Source organism: Cupriavidus sp. MP-37 (assembly GCF_020618415.1).
GTDB lineage: Bacteria > Pseudomonadota > Gammaproteobacteria > Burkholderiales > Burkholderiaceae > Cupriavidus.
This window is the reverse complement of record NZ_CP085344.1, coordinates 3,528,826-3,549,796: the sequence shown is the minus strand read 5'-3', so window position 1 is coordinate 3,549,796 and position 20,971 is coordinate 3,528,826. Positions and strand designations below refer to the sequence as shown.

Annotated in this window: 16 protein-coding genes and 1 pseudogene; 11 read left to right on the top strand and 6 right to left on the bottom strand. The window is 70.4% G+C overall.

Translation table 11 applies throughout. The features are described from left to right. The first annotated feature begins 68 nt into the window (after window positions 1-68). On the top strand, window positions 69-1,925 hold the full coding sequence (locus tag LIN44_RS16360) for a phosphoenolpyruvate carboxykinase (GTP) (RefSeq protein ID WP_227312962.1): 1,857 nt from the start codon (window positions 69-71) through the stop codon (window positions 1,923-1,925). A 265-nt stretch (window positions 1,926-2,190) separates the two neighbouring features. After that, complete coding sequence (locus LIN44_RS16355; RefSeq protein ID WP_227312018.1) at window positions 2,191-3,303, top strand: IS481 family transposase; 1,113 nt, start codon at window positions 2,191-2,193, stop codon at window positions 3,301-3,303. 112 nt (window positions 3,304-3,415) lie between these two features. On the opposite strand, the gene LIN44_RS16350 is transcribed toward LIN44_RS16355, so the two are convergent. The 3 genes from LIN44_RS16350 to LIN44_RS16340 all read right to left on the bottom strand — a co-directional run bounded on the left by LIN44_RS16350 (window position 3,416) and on the right by LIN44_RS16340 (window position 6,761). Beyond that, entirely contained in the window at window positions 3,416-5,512 is a 2,097-nt protein-coding gene (locus tag LIN44_RS16350; protein ID WP_227312961.1) for an ATP-dependent helicase, read from the bottom strand. A gap of 175 nt (window positions 5,513-5,687) precedes the next feature. Then, window positions 5,688-6,221, bottom strand: a complete 534-nt coding sequence (locus LIN44_RS16345; protein WP_227312960.1) for a TlpA disulfide reductase family protein — start codon at window positions 6,219-6,221, stop codon at window positions 5,688-5,690. A gap of 105 nt (window positions 6,222-6,326) precedes the next feature. Further along, window positions 6,327-6,761 carry a thioredoxin fold domain-containing protein gene (locus LIN44_RS16340; RefSeq protein ID WP_227312959.1) on the bottom strand — a complete coding sequence of 145 codons (435 nt, stop codon included), beginning with the start codon at window positions 6,759-6,761 and terminating at the stop codon, window positions 6,327-6,329. Window positions 6,762-7,009: 248 nt separating this feature from the next. Between LIN44_RS16340 and LIN44_RS16335 the strand changes: the two genes are divergently transcribed. The 3 genes from LIN44_RS16335 (at window position 7,010) to LIN44_RS16325 (ending at window position 8,608) form a co-directional block, all read left to right on the top strand. Further along, window positions 7,010-7,612 (top strand): hypothetical protein, encoded by a 603-nt coding sequence (locus tag LIN44_RS16335; RefSeq protein WP_227312958.1) that lies wholly within the window; start codon window positions 7,010-7,012, stop codon window positions 7,610-7,612. Between the two features lie 88 nt (window positions 7,613-7,700). Further along, window positions 7,701-8,342 (top strand): LysE family transporter, encoded by a 642-nt coding sequence (locus LIN44_RS16330; RefSeq protein WP_227312957.1) that lies wholly within the window; start codon window positions 7,701-7,703, stop codon window positions 8,340-8,342. 77 nt (window positions 8,343-8,419) lie between these two features. After that, on the top strand, window positions 8,420-8,608 hold the full coding sequence (locus LIN44_RS16325) for a hypothetical protein (protein ID WP_227312956.1): 189 nt from the start codon (window positions 8,420-8,422) through the stop codon (window positions 8,606-8,608). On the opposite strand, the gene LIN44_RS16320 is transcribed toward LIN44_RS16325, so the two are convergent. Further along, on the bottom strand, window positions 8,590-9,312 hold the full coding sequence (locus LIN44_RS16320; RefSeq protein ID WP_227312955.1) for a GntR family transcriptional regulator: 723 nt from the start codon (window positions 9,310-9,312) through the stop codon (window positions 8,590-8,592). The genes LIN44_RS16325 and LIN44_RS16320 overlap by 19 nt on opposite strands. A gap of 390 nt (window positions 9,313-9,702) precedes the next feature. Between LIN44_RS16320 and ptsP the strand changes: the two genes are divergently transcribed. From ptsP to zwf, 6 genes are all read left to right on the top strand, one after another. Further along, window positions 9,703-12,300: a phosphoenolpyruvate--protein phosphotransferase gene (ptsP, locus tag LIN44_RS16315; RefSeq protein ID WP_227312954.1), complete on the top strand. Its 2,598-nt coding sequence runs from the start codon at window positions 9,703-9,705 to the stop codon at window positions 12,298-12,300. 55 nt (window positions 12,301-12,355) lie between these two features. After that, window positions 12,356-14,023, top strand: a complete 1,668-nt coding sequence (gene nagE / locus LIN44_RS16310) for an N-acetylglucosamine-specific PTS transporter subunit IIBC (RefSeq protein ID WP_227312953.1) — start codon at window positions 12,356-12,358, stop codon at window positions 14,021-14,023. Window positions 14,024-14,139: 116 nt separating this feature from the next. Beyond that, on the top strand, window positions 14,140-15,204 hold the full coding sequence (locus LIN44_RS16305) for a porin (RefSeq protein ID WP_227312952.1): 1,065 nt from the start codon (window positions 14,140-14,142) through the stop codon (window positions 15,202-15,204). 42 nt (window positions 15,205-15,246) lie between these two features. Further along, the gene (nagA, locus tag LIN44_RS16300) at window positions 15,247-16,350 is read left to right on the top strand and encodes an N-acetylglucosamine-6-phosphate deacetylase (protein WP_227312951.1); all 1,104 of its coding nucleotides are present in this window, start codon (window positions 15,247-15,249) and stop codon (window positions 16,348-16,350) included. Then, window positions 16,343-17,374: an SIS domain-containing protein gene (locus tag LIN44_RS16295; RefSeq protein ID WP_227314419.1), complete on the top strand. Its 1,032-nt coding sequence runs from the start codon at window positions 16,343-16,345 to the stop codon at window positions 17,372-17,374. The genes nagA and LIN44_RS16295 overlap by 8 nt, the downstream gene beginning before the upstream one ends. 90 nt (window positions 17,375-17,464) lie before the next feature. Further along, on the top strand, window positions 17,465-18,952 hold the full coding sequence (gene zwf / locus LIN44_RS16290; protein WP_227312950.1) for a glucose-6-phosphate dehydrogenase: 1,488 nt from the start codon (window positions 17,465-17,467) through the stop codon (window positions 18,950-18,952). Window positions 18,953-19,006: 54 nt separating this feature from the next. On the opposite strand, the pseudogene LIN44_RS16285 reads toward zwf, so the two are convergent. After that, window positions 19,007-20,551: pseudogene (locus LIN44_RS16285) on the bottom strand (YifB family Mg chelatase-like AAA ATPase). Window positions 20,552-20,642: 91 nt separating this feature from the next. Further along, complete coding sequence (locus tag LIN44_RS16280; protein ID WP_012351595.1) at window positions 20,643-20,921, bottom strand: accessory factor UbiK family protein; 279 nt, start codon at window positions 20,919-20,921, stop codon at window positions 20,643-20,645. Window positions 20,922-20,971: the final 50 nt, after the last annotated feature.

The window sequence follows — 20,971 nt, the reverse complement described above, 5'->3', positions numbered from 1 at the left end:
AACCCCGCCGGCCAGGCTTTGCAAGGATTCCTTCCCTTCCTTCCCTTTACAAACCTGGAGTTTGCAGTATGAACCACCCCACGATGCAAGGTACGGCAGCCGTCAATGCGCCGGCCTGGGTCAAGCACCCCAAGCTGATTGCCTGGGTCGCGGAAATCGCCGCGCTGACCAAGCCCGACAATATCTACTGGTGCGACGGCTCGCAGGAAGAATATGACCGCCTGTGCGAGCAGATGGTCGCCGCCGGCACCATGAAGCGGCTGAACCCGGCCAAGCGCAAGAACTCCTTCCTGGCACTGTCGGACCCGTCGGACGTGGCCCGCGTCGAAGACCGTACCTTCATCTGCTCCGAGAAGCAGGAAGATGCCGGCCCGACCAACAACTGGACCCCGCCGGCCGAGATGCGCCAGACCCTGGCCGGCCTGTTCGACGGCTGCATGCGCGGCCGCACCCTGTATGTGGTGCCGTTCTCGATGGGGCCGCTGGGTTCGCCGATCGCCCATATCGGCGTGGAACTGTCCGATTCGCCGTACGTGGCGGTCAACATGCGTATCATGACCCGCATGGGCAAGGCCGTGTACGAGGTGCTGGGCAGCGACGGCGCCTTCGTGCCGTGCGTGCACACCGTGGGCAAGCCGCTGGCCGCCGGCGAGCAAGACGTGGCGTGGCCGTGCAACCCCACCAAGTACATCGTCCATTTCCCGGAAACGCGCGAGATCTGGTCGTTCGGCTCGGGCTATGGCGGCAATGCGCTGCTGGGCAAGAAGTGCTTCGCGCTGCGTATCGCCTCGACCATGGGCCGCGACCAGGGCTGGCTCGCCGAGCACATGCTGATCCTCGGCGTGACCTCGCCCGAGGGCAAGAAATACCATGTCGCCGCCGCCTTCCCGTCGGCCTGCGGCAAGACCAACTTCGCCATGCTGATCCCGCCCAAGGGTTTCGAGGGCTGGAAGGTCACCACCATCGGCGACGACATCGCCTGGATCAAGCCGGGTAAGGACGGCCGCCTCTACGCGATCAACCCGGAAGCCGGCTACTTCGGCGTGGCGCCCGGCACCAGCGAGAAGACCAACTACAACGCGATGGCGACGCTCAAGGAAAACGTCATCTTCACCAACGTGGCGCTGACCGACGACGGCGACGTGTGGTGGGAAGGCATGACCAAGGAAGCGCCCGCGCACCTGATCGACTGGCAGGGCAAGGACTGGACCCCCGAAATCGCCAAGGCCACCGGCGCCAAGGCCGCGCACCCGAACGCGCGCTTCACCGCGCCCGCGTCGCAATGCCCGTCGATCGACGACAACTGGGACAACCCGGCCGGCGTACCCATCGATGCGTTCATCTTCGGCGGCCGCCGCTCGACCACGGTGCCGCTGGTGACCGAGGCGCGCAACTGGACCGAAGGCGTCTACATGGCCGCCACCATGGGCTCCGAGACCACCGCGGCGGCGGCCGGCCAGCAAGGCGTGGTGCGCCGCGACCCGTTCGCGATGCTGCCGTTCTGCGGCTACAACATGAGCGACTACTTCGGCCACTGGCTCGAACTCGGCAAGAAGCTCGAGGCCGCGGGCGCCAGGCTGCCGAAGATCTACTGCGTCAACTGGTTCCGCAAGGACGCCGACGGCAACTTCGTGTGGCCGGGCTTCGGCGAGAACATGCGCGTGCTGTCGTGGATGATCGACCGCGTCGAAGGCAAGGGGCAGGGCGCCGAGCACGTGTTCGGCACCTCGCCGCGATACCAGGACCTGAACTGGAACGGCGTCGAGTTCTCGCCGGCGCAGTTCGAGCAGGTGACCTCGATCGACCGCGATGCCTGGCAGAAGGAGCTGGCGCTGCATGACGAGCTGTTCACGCAGCTGAAGCACCACCTGCCGCAAGCGCTGATGGAAGCGCGCGCGGCGCTGGGCAAGCGGCTGGAGGGGTGATGCGCGGGGTCTGCTTCTGAGAAGCAGCCAGCATCGCGCCGGTTTGCTCCCCTCTCCCGCTTGCGGGAGAGGGGCGGGGTGAGGGCAGGAGGGTCAAAGGCTGACGCTGGTGGGTTAAAACAGCAGGCCCCGCTTGATGTGGCACCTAGCTAGACCACCCCTCACCCCGACCCTCTCCCCATGAGTGTATAGACCGGGGACATAGGTAACAGGTGTGCCAGGACATGGGTAACACTTTTCCCGCTTAGTCAGCGGGAGGACAACGTTGCCCTGGAGCCAAAACACCGTGAAGCAGCAAAGAGAAGAGTTCGTCCGCCTGGCACGCCAGGCGGACGCCAATATTGCGGAGCTTTGCCGCCGCTTCTGCATCAGTCGCAAGACCGGTTACAAGTGGTTGAACCGAGAGGATCTGGACGACCGAACTCGGCGGCCACATAGCTCTCCCGGCCGAACTCCAGCTGCCGTCGAAGAGGGCGTGCTAGCGATCCGAGCCGAACATTCGGCCTGGGGCGCCCGCAAGATCGCACGCGTACTGGAGCGTGACCACTGCGTCCAAATCGCCCCGAGCACAGTCAATTGGGTGCTGCGCCGCCATGGCTTGATCGATCCGGCCGCCAGCTCGGCCGCTACAGCCTGGCAGCGCTTCGAGCACGACCGGCCCAATGCACTATGGCAAATTGACTTTAAAGGCCACTTCGCTACCGACACGCAGCGGTGCCACCCACTCACGGTCTTGGACGATCACTCCCGGTTCAATGTGCTGCTCAGGGCCTTGGGCAACGAACAGTTTGAATCCGTACAGGAAGCGTTAGAGAAGGCTTTTGCGCGCTATGGGCTGCCCGAGCGCATCAATGCAGACAACGGCCCGCCCTGGGGTTCTCCAGTGCCCCGTGCACTTACCACGTTGGGTGCTTGGCTGATCCGCCTGGGGGTGCGGCTCAGTCATAGCCGACCTCGCCATCCGCAGACCAACGGTAAGGACGAGCGCTTCCATCGAACCATGCAGGCAGAGCTGTTGGCCAACCAGCGCTTCCGGGATCTGGACGATGCGCAGCATCACTTCAGCCATTGGCGCCACGTGTACAACTTCAAGCGCCCACACCACGCCCTGGATATGGAGACACCCGCAAGCCGCTATGCGCCTAGTCCACGGACGATGCCGCGCGAGCTCCCGCCTATCGAGTACGGCAGCGATGACATCGTGCGAAAGGTAGGCGACGGCGGGCGCATCTGCTTCCGAGGAAAGACGTTCCGGGTCGGACGAGCCTTGGTCGGAACGCCCGTAGCGCTGCGCCCTCGCGTGGATTTGGACGGCACCTTTGATGTCTACTTCTGCCATCAGAAGGTGGCCACAATAGACCTACAGGAGGCCAATTAAACTGGAGACTGGACTGTTACCCATGTCCTGGCACATGTGTTACCCATGTCCCCGGTCCATACAGCTTGCGGGAGAGGGGAGAAAACCGGCAGGTGCGCGAACTTCGCGAGCCTCACCGCCACATATTCCGCATCCGCCCCGCCAGGTCCACCGGCGCCAGCGCCGGCTTCACCGCGCCTTCCCCCGGCATCGGCGGCGGCCACGAGCGGCTGTAGAAGTTCGGCATCACCCGGTTCGGTATGAACCGCGTGCGCGACGCATATACATGGCGGTCGCCGAATCCCACCTGCTGGTGCACGTAGAAGCGCTGCGGCACGATCACGTCGAGGTGGTCCTTGGCCCGCGTCATCGCCACATACAGCAGCCGCCGCTCTTCCTCGATCTCTTCGGTGGTGCCCGTGGCCAGGTCGCTCGGCATGCAGCCGTCGACGGCATTCAGCACGTACACCGCCTTCCACTCCTGGCCCTTGGCCGAATGGATGGTCGACAGGATCAGGTAATCCTCGTCGCGCGAGGGCACGCCGGATTCATCGCTCGAGGCACTGGGCGGGTCCAGCGTCAGCTCGGTCAGGAAGCGCTCGCGCGCGCCGTAGGTGGCGGCGATGCGCTCCAGTTGCTGCAGGTCGGCCTGGCGCGCGGGGGCATCGTCGTGCAGGCGTTCCAGGTGCGGCGTGTACCAGGCCAGCACCTGCTCGAATTCCGATGGCCACGGCGACGTCGGCGCCATCAGCGCGCGTGCCAGCGCCAGCAGCTCGGCCCACGCGGGCGCGGCGGCCGGCGGCGGCTCGAATTCCTGCAGTGCGAACAGCGGCTCGGTCGCCAGCGCCATGGCATCGAGCACGCGTGCCGCGGTCTTGGGGCCGATGCCGGGCAGCAGCTGCAGCGTGCGGAAGCCCGCCATGCGGTCGCGCGGGTTCTCGAGCCAGCGCACCACCGCCAGCACATCCTTGACGTGGGTCGATTCCAGGAACTTGAGGCCGCCGAACTTCACGAACGGGATATTGCGCCGCGCCAGCTCGATCTCCAGCTGCGCGCTGTGGTCGGCGGCGCGGAACAGCACCGCCTGCGCCATCAGCGCCAGGCCGGCCTCGCGCCGCGCCAGCACCTGCTCGACCACGTAGCGGGCCTGGTCGGCCTCGTCGTTGACGACGATGATGCCGGGCTTTTCGGCCGACTGGCGCTCGGACCACAGGTCCTTGGTATAGCGTTCGGCCGCAAGCCCGATCACCGCGTTGGCGGCCTGCAGGATCGGCTGCGTCGAGCGGTAGTTCTGCGACAGCGTGACCTGCTGCGCCGCCGGCGTGAACTGCGCGGGAAAATCCAGGATATTGCGCACGGTGGCGCCGCGGAAGGCATAGATCGACTGCGCGTCGTCGCCGACCACGGTCAGGCCGCGGCCATCGGGACGCAGCGCCAGCAGGATCGACGCCTGCAGCGCGTTGGTGTCCTGGTATTCGTCGACCAGGATATGGTCGAAGCGCGCGCCCATGTCCTGCGCGATGGCGGGCTCGGCCATGGCCTGCGCCCAGTACAGCAGCAGGTCGTCGTAGTCGAGCACGTGCTGCTTCTGCTTGGCCTCGACGTAGCCGGCGAACAGCGTGCGCAGCGCGTCGGCCCACATCGCATAGCGCGGGAACTGCTGCCTGAGCACGTCTGCCAGCGGCGCCTGGGTGTTGACCACGCGCGAATAGATCGACAGGCAGGTTTCCTTCTTCGGGAAGCGGCTGGCGGTCTCGGACAGGCCCAGGTCGTGGCGCACCACATGCATCAGGTCGGCGGCGTCGCCGCGGTCGCTGATGGTGAAGGCTGGCGACAGGCCCAGGGTCTCGGCATATTCGCGCAGCAGCCGCGCGCCGATGGCGTGGAAGGTGCCGGACCACTGCAGCGCCGCGCGCCCCGCGCCGGTACTGGTGCCGAGCGCCTGGTCGACGATGCGCTCGACGCGCCGTCCCATCTCCGCGGCCGCGCGGCGCGAGAATGTCAGCAGCAGGATGCGGCGCGGATCGGCGCCGCCCAGCACCAGGTGGGCGACCCGGTGCGCCAGGGTATTGGTCTTGCCCGAGCCGGCGCCGGCAATGATCAGCAGCGGCGACTCGCTGCCGTGCTCGACCGCGGCACGCTGCTCCGGATTGAGCCGCGACAGGTAGGCGGGGAGCGCTTCGGCGTCAGCTGCGGTGGCTGCGGTGGCGGGGGCAAGGTCCAGGGTCACGGGCGGGGCGGGCGGAAGGGCTTGGAAAGACTGGCGCCAACTGTATATCCATACAGCCCGCCTGCGCAACCCGCTACGCGCAGGATCGCGCCATCCCACAAAAAAAGGTGCTCGATGAGCACCTTTTATCGTCTGTTGGCAGCGCCGGGTATTGCGGCCGGTATTGCGGCCGGTATTACGCGGACTTTGCCAGCGCGCCGTCGAGCAGCTTGTGCAGCGCGTCCCACTCGGGCTCGCCGACGTAGCGCTTGAGGATGCGGCCCTCCTTGTCGATCACGAAGGTGGTCGGCGTCAGGCCCACGTTGCCGAAGGCCTTGGCCGCGCTGCCGTCGGTGTCCATCGCCACCTTGAACGGCAGCCCGCGCGTCTGGGCGAAGTTCATCACGTACATCGGCGGGTCATAGTTCATTGCCACCGCGACGAACTCCAGCCCCTTGCCCTTGAACTGCTCGTAGGTCTTGACCATGTCCGGCATTTCCTTGATGCAGGTGGCGCAGCTGGTGGCCCAGAAGTTGACCAGGTAGACCTTGCCCTTGAGGTCGGCGGTGCTGACCTTTTCACCGGACAGCAGCGTGAAGGTGGCGGCCGGCGCGGTACCGGACGGCGACAGCGCGCGGTAGCCGAACCATCCCAGCAATGCCAGTACCACCACGGCGGCGACGATGGGCCAGGGCTTGCGGGAGGTCTTGGGGGCAGGGGTCGTGGTCATGGGAAGGCGGCTCGGCAGGTTCGGTCAGCAGTGGGACATTCTAATGCGGCAGGCGTTCGCGCGCTGTGCGGAACCGCCTTGCGGCAATCCGCCGCCGCGCTTGCGTCACTTGCGCGCGGCGACGGCGGCGCGGGCCTGCGCCAGCGCCTGTTCCAGGTAGGCGCCGTAGAAGTCGGGCTGCATGCCGCGCAGCGGGCTCGCGGCGGCGTGGCCCTGGCGGTCCAGGAACAGCACCGTGGGCGCCACCTTGACCTGGTGCGCCCGGGCCCAGGCGCGGGCCGTGGTCAGGCTGCCATCTGCAGCGCGCAGCGGGGTGTCGGCGGTCATGTCGAGTTCGCGCACCGCGATCTCGCCGGCGGCGGCCTGCGGTCCCAGGTAGTTGCGGCGCACCGCGTCGCAATAGCCGCAGCCCGGCATCGATACCAGCACCACCAGCGGTTCGCCGCGGCGCGCCGCGTCGGCGCCGTGGGCGGCGAGGTCGGTCGCCGGCGGCAGGTGGGGCGGGCTGGCAGCGGCCGGGACGCCAAAAACGCCGGCCACGGCGGCCAGCAGCGCGCCCGCGGCAAGCCAGGGCAGTCGCGTGCTGGCTAAGGCGAGTCGGGCGGGTCGGGCGGGTCGGGCGGGTCGGGCGGGTCGGGCGGGGCAGGAGGCGGGCATGGCGGAGGTTGGTGCGGCGGAGGCGGCGCCGCAAGCACTGGCGCGCCGCTTCCGGGATAATACCGGTTTCCGCGCGCCGGCATCGCGCCGCGCGCGCCGATCCCGCCCATGCCGTTCCGCCCCGATTCTTCATGCGTTCCGTGCCGCCCCCGCTGAGCCAACCTGCCGCGCCCCGCTGGTCCCGGACGTGCTGCGCCGCGCTGCTCGCGCTGGCCCTGTGCGCCTGTTCGCCGCGCTATGACTGGCGCACCATCCAGTCGGGCGAGGGCGGCTATGCCGCGCTCTATCCCGGCAAGCCCACCAGCGCCGCGCGCGACGTGACCATTGCCGGGCGCAAGCTGCCGATGACGATGGAAGCGGCGCGCGTCGACGACACCCTCTTCGCCGTGGGCGTGGTCACGCTGCCCGCCGACGATGAAGCGCTGCGGCGCGAGGCCCTGGTGGCGATGCAGGCCGGCCTGCTGGCCAACTTGGGCACGCTGTCGGGCGCGCCGCGCACGCGGCCGGTCACCATCATGAGCGCGGACCGGCCGGGCCGCCCGCTGGCCGGGCTGGAAGTGCAGGCCAGCGGCGTGTCGCCGCAGGACCAGTCGCCGCGCCGGCTCAGCGCGCGGCTGGTGGCGGTGGGCACGCGCGTGTTCCAGGCGGTGGTGCTGGAATCCGGCGCGGCCGCGCGCGACGCGCGCCAGGCCGAGCAGGTGGAGCAGTTCCTGGGCGGGTTCCACCCGCTCTGATTCGCATCGGCGCCGCGGCGCCGCAGCGAATCACAGGTGCCCCGGGCAGTGCGCTGCCGGGCATGGTTGCCGTCAAAGGAGAATTTCAATGCGTTGGGAAGTCTGGTTGGCCTATTTCGCCGCGTGCTGGGTGATCGCCGTGTCGCCGGGATCGGGCGCGGTGCTGTCGATGAGCCATGGCCTGTCGTACGGGCTGCGCAGGACCACCACCACCATCTTCGGCCTGCAGGCCGGGCTGGTGATCGTGCTGCTGGTGGCCGGCGGCGGGCTGGGGGCGCTGCTGCTGGCCTCGGAGCAGGCCTTCATGGTGGTCAAGACCATCGGCGCGCTGTACCTGATCTATCTCGGCATCCAGCAATGGCGCGCCCGGGTGGAGGTGGATGCCGCGCAGGACGGCGGCCCCGCGCGCGTGGCCGTGATGAGCCGGCGCCGGCGCTTTGCCACCGGCTTGCTGACCAATGTGACCAACCCCAAGGGCATCATCTTCATGGTTGCGGTGCTGCCGCAGTTCATCGACCCGAACCGGGCGCTGGCGCCGCAGCTGGCGATCCTGGCCGCCACCATGTGCGGCGTCGACCTGGTGGTGATGCATGGCTATGCGCTGCTGGCGTCGCGCATGCAGGGGTTGTTCCGCAATGCGCGCGCGGTGCTGTGGCAGAACCGGTTTTTCGGCAGCGTGCTGATGGCGGTGGGCGCGGCGCTGTTCTTCGTGCGCCGCCAGCACGCCTGAGCGGGGCGGCATCCGCACTGGCGCGTGCGGGCGGGGTTTGCTTCAATGAGGAGGAAACCCCGCCACGGAGACCGCGCATGCCCGCCTCGCTGAACCCCCTCGCCGGTGCGCGCCTGCAGCCGCGCCATACCGTGCCCCCGGTGGAAGAGCCAGCGCCGCCGGGCGTGCCCCCCGACCTGCCGTTGCCGCCAGAGGAAGACCCGCCCCCGCCGCCGGTGGAGCCGCCCGTGGCCGGCGCCGCCGGGCGCTATTGCTTGAGCTCGTAGAAGTCGTTCAGGCAGTACGCGTCGGTCAGTTCGACCGGCTTGTCGCCATGGGTGTAGCCGGTGCGGCGGATATGCAGCAGCGGCTCGCCCGGCGCGATCCCCAGGCGCGCGGCCAGCTCCGCGTTGGCGACGACCGCGCGCAGGGTCTCGGTGACGCGCAGCACCGGCTTGCCGATTCGTTCCAGATAGGCGTAGAGCGATTCGCCGATGGCGCTGGCGTCGGGCAGCACCGCCAGCGCCAGCGTGGTCACATCCATCCAGTAGATCTGTCCGTCAGCCTTGCGCAGCCGCGTCAGCCTGACGATCTCGTCGCCCTCGGGCAGGGCCAGTTCCGCGGCTTCCTGCGCTGTGGCGCAGCGGCGCTCGAACGCCACCAGCTCGCTCGCCGGCGTCATGCCGCGCCGGCGCGCCAGTTCGCTGAAGTTGTCCAGCCGCGCCGGCCTGGGTTCGGGGCGAGGGGCGATAAAGGTGCCCGCGCCGCGGTTGCGCGTGATGGTGCCTTCCTCGGCCAGCACCTGCAGCGCGTGGCGCGCAGTGACACGCGAAATCCCCAGCGAATCGACCAGCGTGCGCTCCGACGGCAGCGCATCGCCCACGCGCCATTGCCCCGCCTGGATCGCGGCGGTGAGCTTGCGCGCCACCTGCAGGTAGATCGGCGTGGCGTCCGCCTCATCCGGCCGGAGGGCCTGCAGCCGTTGATCCATGCGACTCCTCATAGGTACCAAATCAGGTGCTGATGATACCACTTTAGGACATCTGCACGCCCGCGCGGGGAAATTGTGCGGAGCGGGTAACGCGTACGTCATGCGGAGCATTTCCGCCAATTGGTATGGCAAAGGTTGAGGCACCAGTACGGCGCACGGGCGTGGCAGGCCGGTCGGAAAATGCCATTCCCAAGCAACCTATGTGTTGGATCAAACTTTGCCCGGTGGCATGCATGTGATACTGCCGTCGCGCGCTCATTGCATGCCAATTTAATACCTTTAAATCTTAGTGGTTTACACTGGTATGCTTGTTGTCTTGAGCCGTTTATCTTTCCCCTCACGCTGGCGCCGCCGCATCCCGCACTGGCCGCAGCGAATCCTGGAAGCAGAATGGCTGAGACGAGCGAAACCCTGTTGCTGCACGCTCCGTTGCGCGGCGTGCTGCTGCCTCTCGCGGCAGTGCCGGACCCGGTCTTTGCCGGAGGTTTGTTCGGCGACGGCGTCGCCATCGATCCGCTGAGCGACACCCTGCTGGCGCCTTGCGACGGCGTCGTGCTGCACCTGGCCGCGACCGGCCATGCGCTGACCTTGCAGGCGCCCTGCGGCGCGCAGGTGCTGTTGCACGTGGGCATCGATACCGTGTCGCTGCGCGGCGACGGCTTTGCGCCGTGTGTGGCGCAGGGGGCGGCGGTGCGCCGGGGCGACCCGCTGATCCGCTTCGAGGTCGAGCGCGTGGCGTGCCAGGCGCGCAGCCTGGTGACGGTGATGGTGGTGGCCAACGGCAATGCCTTCGCCGTCGCCGCGCGCGCCGATGCCGGCCTGGCCGAGGCCGGCGGCCCCGCGGTGCTGCAGGTGCGGACAGCCGACCTGGCACAAACCGCGGCGCCAGCGCCATCCGCTGATATTGCCGACCGTGCCGACCGTGCCCACCATGCCGACAGCGACGACGCGGCCACGATGCGGCGCACGGTCACGCTGACCTGTGCCGGCGGCCTGCATGCCCGTCCGGCCGCGCGCGCCCGCGCCGCCCTGCAAGGGCTGGAGGCCACGGTGACGCTGCACTACGGTGGCCGCCAGGCCAGCCTGGCAAGCCTGGTGGCGCTGCTGGCGCTGGCCGCCGACGAAGGCGCCACGGTGGAACTGGCCGCCAGCGGGCGCGACGCCGGCGCCGCGCTGGAAGCGGTGGCGCGCGAGCTGCAGCGCACCGATGCCGGCGAAGAACACGCGGTGTTCCCCGTCGGTGCGCCACCGGCACCGGCACCGGCTGCGCCGGGCGAGCTTCCGCCCGGCTGCATCGCCGGCGTGGCCGCCGCGGCCGGCGTCGCCATCGGCCCGCTGCACTGGTGGCGCGAGGCGGCGCCGGAGCCGGACGAGCGCGGCCAGGGCGCGGCCGCCGAGCGCGCCGCGCTGCGTGCGGCACTGGCAGCGGCCGACGCCCGCCTGGCGCACGACAGCGCAGTCGCCGGCGAATGCGGCGCCAGCGCGGAGGCCGGCGTCTTTGCCATGCACCGTGCGCTGCTGGCAGATCCGGCGCTGCTCGCGGCCGCCGACGCCCTGATCGACCGCGGCAAAAGCGCGGGCTTCGCATGGCGCGAGGCCACCCGCGCCGAAGCCGCGGCGTTGTCCGCCGTGAGCGACCGCCGCGCCGCCGACCGGGCCGCCGACCTGCTCGACGTGGGCAAGCGCGTGCTGCGTGCGCTGGCGCGCGTGGAGCAGGCTGCCGACGCGGCCCTGGTGCAAGGCGCGCAACCGGTGGTGCTCGCCGCCGATGAATTCACGCCATCGGACCTGGCCGGGCTGGACCGCAAGCGCGTGGCCGCGCTGGTGATGGTGCGGGGTGGTCCCACCTCGCACGCCGCCATCATGGCGCGCCAGCTCGGCATTCCGTGCCTGGTGGCGCTTGGCAGCGCGCTGGAGCGGCTGCCCGATGGCACGCAGGTCATTGCCGACGGCGACCACGCGCGCCTGCACGCCAGCCCCGATGCCGACCGGCTGGCCGCCGCCGCCGGCACGATCAGCCTGCGCGCGCGGCAGCGCCAGGCCGAGCTGCGCGCCGCGCACGCGGCGGCCAGCACGCGCGACGGCGTGCGCGTTGAGGTCGCGGCCAACATCGGCAGCGTCGACGACGCCCGCCATGCGGTCGCGCAGGGCGCCGACGCGGTCGGCCTGCTGCGCACCGAGCTGCTGTTCCTGCATGGCGCCGCCGCGCCCAGCGCCGCCGACCACACCGCCCGCTGCCAGGCCATCGCCGACGCGCTGGATGGCCGCAGCGTGACCGTGCGCACGCTGGATCTCGGCGGCGACAAGGACGCCCCCTGGCTGCGCCTGCCGGCCGAGGACAACCCCGCGCTGGGCTTGCGCGGCGTGCGTGTGGCGCAGGTCTGCCCGCAACTGCTTGACGACCAGCTGCGCGGGCTGCTGGCGGTGCGCGCGCGGGCGCCGCTGCGCATCCTGCTGCCGATGGTCTGCGAGGTCGGCGAGCTGCTGCACTGGCGCGCGCGCATCCGCGCGCTGGCGGCTGAAGCTGGTGCCGATGCCGGCATCGAGGTGGGCGTGATGATCGAAGTGCCGGCCGCTGCGCTGCTGGCCGACCAGCTGGCCGAGCACGCCGATTTTTTCTCGATCGGCACCAACGACCTGAGCCAGTACACGCTGGCCATGGACCGCTGCCAGCCGGAACTGGCGGCGCGCATGGACGCGCTGCATCCCGCGGTGCTGCGCATGGTTGCCGCCACTGTCGAGGGCGCCGCGCGCCACGGGCGCAGGGTCGGGGTGTGCGGCGCGCTCGCCGGCGATCCGCAGGCGGTGCCGGTACTGCTGGGGCTGGGCGTGACCGAGCTGTCGGTCGACGCCGCGCTGGTGCCCGCCACCAAGGCGCGGGTGCGCGCGCTTGCGCATGCCGACTGCCGCCAGCGCGCGCCCGGACTGCTGCGGCTGCCTTCGGCCGCGGCGGTGCGCGCGGCGTGCCGGCGCTACTGGCCGGCCTGAACGCCGCGCCCGACCCACGCGCGCTGTGCGCGCACCATCTTCGAGGAGAACGCCAATGAAGATCGACCTGTTGCCCAGGATGCAACGCCTGGGCGCCACGCTGATGCTGCCGATCGCCGTGCTGCCGGTGGCGGGCCTGCTGCTGCGCCTGGGCCAGCCCGATGTGTTCGGCATCACGGTGATGGCCGAGGCCGGCAACGCCGTCTTCGCCAACCTGGCGCTGCTGTTCGCCATCGGCGTGGCGGTGGGCTTTGCGCGCGACCACAATGGCGCCGCGGCGCTGGCCGGCGCCATCGGCTACCTGGTGCTGACCACGGTGATGAAGACCGTCGACAAGTCGCTCGACATGGGCGTGCTGGCCGGCATCGTCGCCGGCGCGCTCGCAGGCGGCCTCTACAACCGCTACCGCGGCGTCGCGCTGCCGCCCTACCTGGGCTTCTTTGCCGGCAAGCGCTTCGTGCCCATCGTCACCGCACTGGCCTGCCTGCTGCTCGGCATCGTACTGGCCCACGCCTGGGCGCCGGTGCAGACAGCCATCAACGTCGCCGGCGCCTGGCTGACCACCGCGGGCCCGGCCGGCGCGTTCGTGTTCGGGCTGCTGAACCGGCTGCTGCTGGTGACCGGGCTGCACCACCTGATCAATACGCTGGCGTGGTTCGTGTTCGGCAACTATGCCGACCCGGCCACCGGCGCGGCGGTGGCCGGCGACCTGCACCGCTATTTTGCCGGCGATCCCGGCGCGGGCGTGTTCATGACCGGCTTCTTCCCGGTGATGATGTTCGGCCTGCCCGCGGCCTGCCTGGCGATGTACCACGAGACCCCGCCACAGCGGCGTGCGCTGGTGGGCGGCATGCTGTTCTCGATGGCGCTGACCTCGTTCCTGACCGGCATCACCGAGCCGATCGAGTTCAGCTTCATGTTCCTGGCGCCGCTGCTGTACGGCCTGCACGCGATGATGACCGGCCTGTCGATGGCGCTGTGCCACCTGCTCGACATCCGGCTGGGCTTCACCTTCTCGGCGGGCGCGATCGACTACGTGCTGGCCTACGGCCTGTCCAGCCGCGGCTGGCTGGCGCTGCCGCTGGGGCTGGCTTATGCGCTGGTCTACTACGGCCTGTTCCGCTTCTTCATCCGCCGCTTCAACCTGCCGACGCCGGGCCGCGACGAGGCCGCGCCCGTGGCGCCCGCCGGCGACGCGCCGCAGCCGGCCGCGGGTAGCGTGGCGCAACGCTATGTCGAGGCGCTGGGCGGGGCCGCCAACCTGGTCGTGGTCGATGCCTGCACCACACGCCTGCGGCTGAACGTGGCCGATATCGGCGCGGTGTCCGAGCCGCGGCTCAGGGCTCTGGGCGTGCGCGGCGTGCTCAAGCGCGCCCCCAACGTGGTGCAGGTGGTGATCGGCCCGCAGGCCGAGCAGGTCGCGGGCGACATCCGCGCGGTGCTGGAGCAGGCCGCGCCCGCCGCCGGGGCAGGAGCCGATGGCTTCGATCCCGGCTGGTGGATCGAAGCGCTCGGCGGCGCCGCCAATATCGCCGCGGTCAGCGTGGTGGCGCTGACGCGGCTGCGCGTGGTGGTGCGCGAGCGCGCCCGGGTGCATGCGGGGCGCCTCGCAGGCAGCCCGCTGATGTGGACCGGCGACGACATCGCGCATATCGCCTTCGGCCATGCGGCAGACGGCTACGCCGCCGCGCTCCGGCATGCCCTGCAGGCCCGGCCTGACTGAACCCCGCCGCCGCAGCCGTGCCGCTGCGGTCGATTCCCCACCGGCCAGAACGCGACGGCGGCAGCCATGACCGCCGCGCCGGTGGCTACCGATTGCCTATCCAGGAGCCATGGATCGTGAAACGCATTGCATTGACGACGCTGCTCGCGGCGTCGGCCGGCAGCGCCTGCGCGCAGGCCGCCGGCACCGGCATCACCCTGTACGGCCGCGCGGTGGCCGGCCTTGACTATGTCAACGGCATCGCCCGCCGCGGCGGCGACGCCGACACCCTGCGCTTCGGCAGCAACCAGTACGGCGTCAGCTTCTGGGGCCTGCGCGGCAGCGAGGACCTCGGCGGCGGCCTGCGCGGCGTGTTCAACCTCGAGGGCATGGTCACCTCGGGCACCGGCCGTTCCGATCCGTTGTTCGGACGCCGCGCGCAGGTGGGCCTGGCCGGCACCGACTGGGGCACGCTGCTGCTGGGCCGGGCCATGAGCCTGAGCGACGACGAGAGCGGCGCGATCGATCCGATGGGGCTGCAGGCCAGTTCGATCGCCACGCTGGTCTATGGCCGCAACTGGGGCTCGCGCCCCAATGCCGTGACCTACAACTCGCCCGCGTGGCGCGGGCTGAGCGTGCGTGCGCAGGCGGGCAGCGACGGCGTCGCGGGCAGCCTGCGCAGCGGCAGGCAACTGAGCGCGGCCATCAAGTACGCGCAGGGCAACCTCAGCCTGACCGGCATCTACGAAGAACTGCGCGATGGCCGGGGCCGCATGGACAACCTGTACGCCAGCTCGCGCCAGTACACGCTCGGCGGCAGCTATGCGGTCAATGACCTGCGCCTGTTTGCCGGCTACAACCTGACCGTGTCGTGGGCCGGCACCGTGGCCACGCCGGAGAACCCGTATGCCGCCACGCGCAGCCAGATGGCGTGGGTGGGCGCGAACTACCGCGTGCTGCCGGCACTGACGCTGCTGTCGGGTGTCTACTACGCTACCCTGAACCGGGGCGGCGGGCATGGCACGCTTGTCACAGTGGGAGCAAAGTATGACTTGTCGAAGCGCACCGCGCTGTATGGCACCGTCGCCTCGGTGTTCAACTCGCGCAACGCCACGTTTTCGGTCGAGGCCTCGCCGGACACCATGCCGCGCGCGGGGGCAAACCAGCAGGGGGCCTATGCCGGCATCATCCATCTGTTCTGACCGTGGCCGGGCGCGGCAGCCGATGATCTGGAGAGCATTGCCATGAAGGGAAACATCCTGACGCCGGCGGGCTGGGTCTTCGGCGAGATCCATGCCGGCGCGGACGGCCGCATCGCGCGCATCGAGGGCGTGCCGGTCGCGCCCGCCGGCAACGATGCCCCCTACGTGCTGCCGGGGTTTGTCGACCTGCTCAACCACGGCGGCGGCGGCAAGGACTTCATGGACGGCGAGGATGCGGTGCCGGTGATCCTGCGCGCGCATGTGCGCTTCGGCACCACCAGCCTGCTGGGCACCACCATGACCGCGCCGCACGCTGCGCTGCTGCCCGCGCTGCAGGCGCTTGGCCGCGCCTGTGCCGCTCGCCCGGCGCGCGCCGCGCGGCTGCTAGGCGTGCACCTGGAAGGACCGTACATCAACCCGGGCAAGCTGGGCGCGCAGCCGGACACCTCCGTCATCGCCACGCCTGAGCAACTGGCGCAATACCTCGACGCCGCGCCGCTGAAGGTGGTGACGCTGGCGCCCGAGCTGCCCGGGCACCTGGACATCATTCGCCAGCTCGCCGCGCGCGGCGTGCGCGTGCAGCTGGGCCATACCCTCGGCTCCTATGAAGACGCGCTGGCCGCGCTGGATGCCGGCGCCAGCGGCTTCACCCACCTGTTCAATGCGATGACGCCGCTGCGGCACCGCGCGCCCGGCGTGGTCGGTGCCGCGCTCGCGCATGCCGAGTTCGCCGAGCTGATCCCGGACCTGCTGCACGTGCATCCCGGCGCCATCCGCGCCGCGCTGCGCGCGATCCCCCGCCTGTACGCCGTCACCGACGCCACCGCTGCCGCGGGCATGCCAGACGGCGCGTACCACCTCGGCTGCCAGGCCGTCTACAAGGCCAATGGCAGCGTGCGGCTGGCCGACGGCACGCTGGCCGGCAGCGTGCTGACCATGGACCAGGCGCTGCGCAACTTCGTGTCGATCGGGCTGGACCTGGCCGATGCGTCGCGGCGCGTGTCGCTGTACCCCGCGCAGTACCTCGGCATCGCCGAGCGCGGCATGCTGGCCGAGGGCTGCTGGGCCGACGTGGTGGTGCTCGACCGCGCGCTGTCGGTGCGCAGCGTGTATGTCGAAGGAGAGTGCTGTGTCGCTGATGCTTGAAGAAGCCCTGAGCGCGCCCGCCGTGGTCGCCGCGCAACTGGCCGACACGCAACGCGTGGCGGCGCTGGCCGCGCAACTGGCCGCGCACGACTGGCCCGCGGTGCTGACCGTGGCGCGCGGCAGCTCGGACCACGCCGCCAGCTATTTCGCGGCGCTGGTGACGCGCCGGCTGGGCGTGCCGGTGGCCTCGCTGCCGATGTCGACGGTGACGCTGCACGACAGCGCGCTGCGCGTGGCCGGGCAGCTGGCGGTCGCATTCTCGCAGTCGGGCCGCAGCCCGGACCTGGTCGAGACCATGCAGGCGCTGCGCGCCGGCGGCGCCGCCACGGTGGCGCTGGTCAACGCGCCCGCTTCACCGCTGGCGCAGGCGTGCGCGCATGCCTTGCCGCTGCGCGCCGGAACCGAGCAAAGCGTGGCCGCGACCAAGAGCTATATCGCCATGCTGTCGATGTCGGCGCTGATGGTCGGGCAGCTCGAGGCGGCGCGCGGCGGCGAGCGTGCCTTGCTCGATGCCTGCAACGGTTTGCCCGAGGTGCTGCGCGCGGCCGCGGCGCAGGACTGGTCGGCGCTGGTGCCGGCGCTGCGCGGCGCGCAGCGCATGATGGTGCTGGGTCGCGGCGCTGGCCTGGCGATCGCGCAGGAGGCGGCGCTCAAGCTCAAGGAAACCGCCGGCATCCAGGCCGAGGCATTTTCCGGCGCCGAAGTGCGGCACGGCCCGATGGAGATCATCGGCGCCGGCTACCCGTTGCTGGTATTCGCGCCGCGCGGGCCGGAGCAGGCCGGGCTGCTGGCGCTGGCCGCCGAGATGCGCGCGCGCGGCGCGCGGGTGCTGCTGGCCGCACCGGCTGGCACGAATGATGCGGGTGGTCCGGTGGAGTTGCCGCTGGTGCCGGCGGGCCAGCCGCTGCTGGATCCGCTCTGCGCGATCCAGAGCTTCTATGTCGCCGCGCCCGCGCTGGCCCGCGCGCGCGGGCGCAATCCCGACCAGCCGCAATACCTGCGCAAGGTGACCGAGACCCGCTGATCCCGCAGACTGCCGCCAATGACTGTCCCGGACCGGCTTGCCCCGCGACCGGCCAACATCCACGCCCCATCGGCACGCAAGGAGCCCGTCATGCCAACCACCCGCACCGTCTCTGCCTTCGGCACTGCCGACGCCCGGCCGCTCGACCTCGTCATCTTCGGCGGCGCCGGCGACCTGTCGGCGCGCAAGCTGCTGCCCTCGCTCTACATGTGCCACCGCGACGGCAACCTGCCCGACGGCACCCGCATCATCGGCGTGGGCCGGCACCGCTGGGACCGCGAGGCCTTTGTCAATTTTGCCGACGAAAGCGCCCAACCGTTTGTCGATGCGCGTTATATCGAGACCGCCAAATGGCAGACATTCCTGCAGCGGCTGGAGTTCGTGCATCTCGATGCCGCGCAGGCCGCAGACTACCCGGCGCTGGCCGCGCAACTGCGCAACGACGCGCTGCGGATCTACTACATGGCGATGCCGCCGGGGCTGTTCGCCACCACCTGCGACAACCTCGCCAGCCATGGGCTGATTGCCGACGACACCCGGCTGGTGCTGGAAAAACCGCTGGGCGTGGACCTGGCCTCGGCGATCGATATCGGCGAGGTGGTCAGCCGCTATTTCAGCGAGGACCGCACCTACCGGATCGACCACTACCTCGGCAAGGAGACGGTGCAGAACCTGATGGCGCTGCGCTTCGGCAATTCGATCTTCGAGCCGCTGTGGCGCACGCCGTTCGTGCGCAGCGTGCAGATCACGGTGGCCGAGACCGTGGGCGTGGGCACGCGCGGCGGCTTCTACGACGAGGCCGGCGCGATGCGCGACATGGTGCAGAACCACCTGCTGCAGCTGGTCAGCATCCTGGCGATGGAACCGCCGGCGTCGCTCAACTCCGACGCGGTGCGCGATGAAAAGCTCAAGGTGCTGCGCTCGTTGCGGCCGATGTTGCCCGAGGACGTGCGCCGCAACACCGTGCGTGGCCAGTACACCGCCGGCGCCATCGGCGGCGAGCTGGTGCGCGGCTACCTGCAGGAAGAGGGGATTCCGCCCGACAGCCGCACCGAAACCTTTGTCGCGATGCGGGCCGAGCTTGGCACCTGGCGCTGGAACCAGGTGCCGTTCTACCTGCGCACCGGCAAGCGCATGCAGGAGCGCGTGACCGAGGTGGTGGTCCACTTTGCCGAGGTCCCCCATTCGATCTTCGACCCGGGCAGCACGCTGCAGCCCAACCGCATGGTGATCCGGCTGCAGCCGGAAGAGTCGGTGCGGCTGACGCTGATGGTGAAGCAGCCGGGCGAAGGCATGAAGCTCAAGCCGCTGAGCCTGGCGCTGAACCTGGACTCGGCCTTCACCACGCGCCGCGCCGAGGCCTATGAGCGCCTGCTGCTCGATGTCATCCGCGGACGGCTGGCGCTGTTCGTGCGGCGCGACGAACTGCAGGCCGCATGGACCTGGGTTGATCCGATCCTGGAGGCGTGGCGCGCGCAGGACGAGGGCCCGCGGCCTTATACGGCTGGCACGTGGGGGCCGGCGGCCTCGTCGGCGTTCATGGCGCGCGAGGGCGTGCAATGGTCCGAAGAGGCCTGAGCCGCCGGCCGGACCGGTTGCGCTGGCGGGTCGTGCCACGCTGAGACGCGGTCGTCAGCTGCCGGCCATCCGCAGCGCGCGCCGGTACTGGATCGCCTCGCCCACGTGCGCGGCGTTCAGCACCTCGGCGCCGGCCAGGTCGGCAATCGTGCGCGCCACCTTCAGCACGCGGAAGTACGAGCGCGCCGACCACGCCAGCCGCGTCATCGCGCCGCGCAGCAGGGCCTGCGCCTGCGCGTCCATGACGCAGTGCTCTTCGATCTCGCGCCCGCCCAGTTCACTGTTGGGCTTGCCCTGCCGCGCCAGTTGCCGTTCGCGCGCGGCCAGCACGCGCGCGCGCACCGCGGCGCTGGCTTCGCCGGGCGGGCCGTCGAGCATTTCGCCCTAGTCCTGCGCGGGCACTTCGACCTGCAGGTCGATGCGGTCGAGCATGGGCCCGGAGATGCGCGACTGGTAGCGCCGCACCTGGTCGGGCGTGCAGCGGCACGGCCGGTCGGGGTGGCCCAGGTAGCCGCACGGGCACGGGTTCATCGCCGCCACGAACTGGAAGCAGGCGGGGAAGTCGGCGTGGCCGTTGGCGCGGGCGATGGTGATGCGGCCCGATTCCAGCGGCTCGCGCAGGACTTCGAGCACGCGGCGGTCGAACTCGGGCAGCTCGTCCAGGAACAGCACGCCGTGGTGCGCGAGCGAGATCTCGCCCGGGCGCGGGTTGCCGCCGCCGCCGACCATGGCCGGGCCCGACGCGGTGTGGTGCGGCGCGCGGCACGGGCGCAGGCCCCAGGCCTCGGCGCGGAAACCGCCCGGCGTCAGGCTCATCACGGCGGCGGCTTCGAGCGCCTGCTGCAGCGACATCGGCGGCAGCAGGCCGGGCAGGCGCTGCGCCAGCATCGACTTGCCGGTGCCGGGCGGGCCCACCAGCAGCACCGAGTGCTGGCCCGCGGCGGCCACCTCCATGGCCCGGCGCGCCTGCGCCTGGCCGCGCACCTCGCACATGTCGGGACCGCGGCCGGTGGCGGCGGGCAGCAAGGGCGGCATGGCGCGGGGCAGGCGTGCTTCGGCGACTGGGCCGAGGTGGTCGCAGGCCTGGCGCAGCGTGGCGGCGGCGTGCACGGCCAGGTCTTCGATCAGCGCGGCTTCGGCGCCGTTGCCGGCGGCGACCAGGAAGGCGCGCGGCGCTTCGCCGGCGGCGGCGCGGGCAGCGTTGTCGCGCGCCAGCCCCATCGCCATGGCCAGCGCGCCGCGCACCGGACGCAACTCGCCGGACAAGGACAGTTCGGCGGCAAATTCATGCGCGTCGAGCGCATCGGCCGGAATCTGGCCGCTGGCGGCCAGGATGCCGAGCGCGATGGCCAGGTCGAAACGGCCGGACTCCTTGGGCAGGTCGGCCGGGGCCAGGTTGACGGTAATGCGGCGGTTGGGAAACTCGTAGCCGCTGTTGAGGATGGCGGCGCGCACGCGCTCGCGGCTTTCGCGCACGCCGGTGTCGGCCAGGCCGACGATGGTGAAGGCGGGCAGGCCGTTGGCCAGGTGGGTCTCGACCCGCACCGGCGGCGCGGCGATGCCGGTCAGGGCCCGGCTGCGTAGGACGGCAAGGCTCATGGCATCGAACCGCACGAAACTGTTAACGAAAAAGGCCGCCAGAACTGGCGGCCTTCGGACAGGCTGGAAGTTGGCGGCGCGACCGGCGTGCTCACGCGCCCCCGGTCGAGTCCACCGAGCCCGCGCCGGGCGGGATGCCGGCGCGGCGCTCGAGCTCGGCCACGCGGCTTTCCAGTTCCTCCAGGCGGGCGCGGGTGCGTGCCAGCACCTGTGACTGGACGTCGAACTCCTCGCGCGTGACCAGGTCCAGCCGGGCAAAGCCCTGGGTCATCATGCTGCGCACGTTTTTTTCGATGTCCCTTGCCGGCGAATTGCGCAGCGCCTCGCTGACCTTGTTCTGCAGGTCGTTGAAGAGGTCGGTCGGTTTCATGGTTTCTCCTTTGCGCACCTGAGTGGTGCCAATGCGGGCGGGAATCTGGC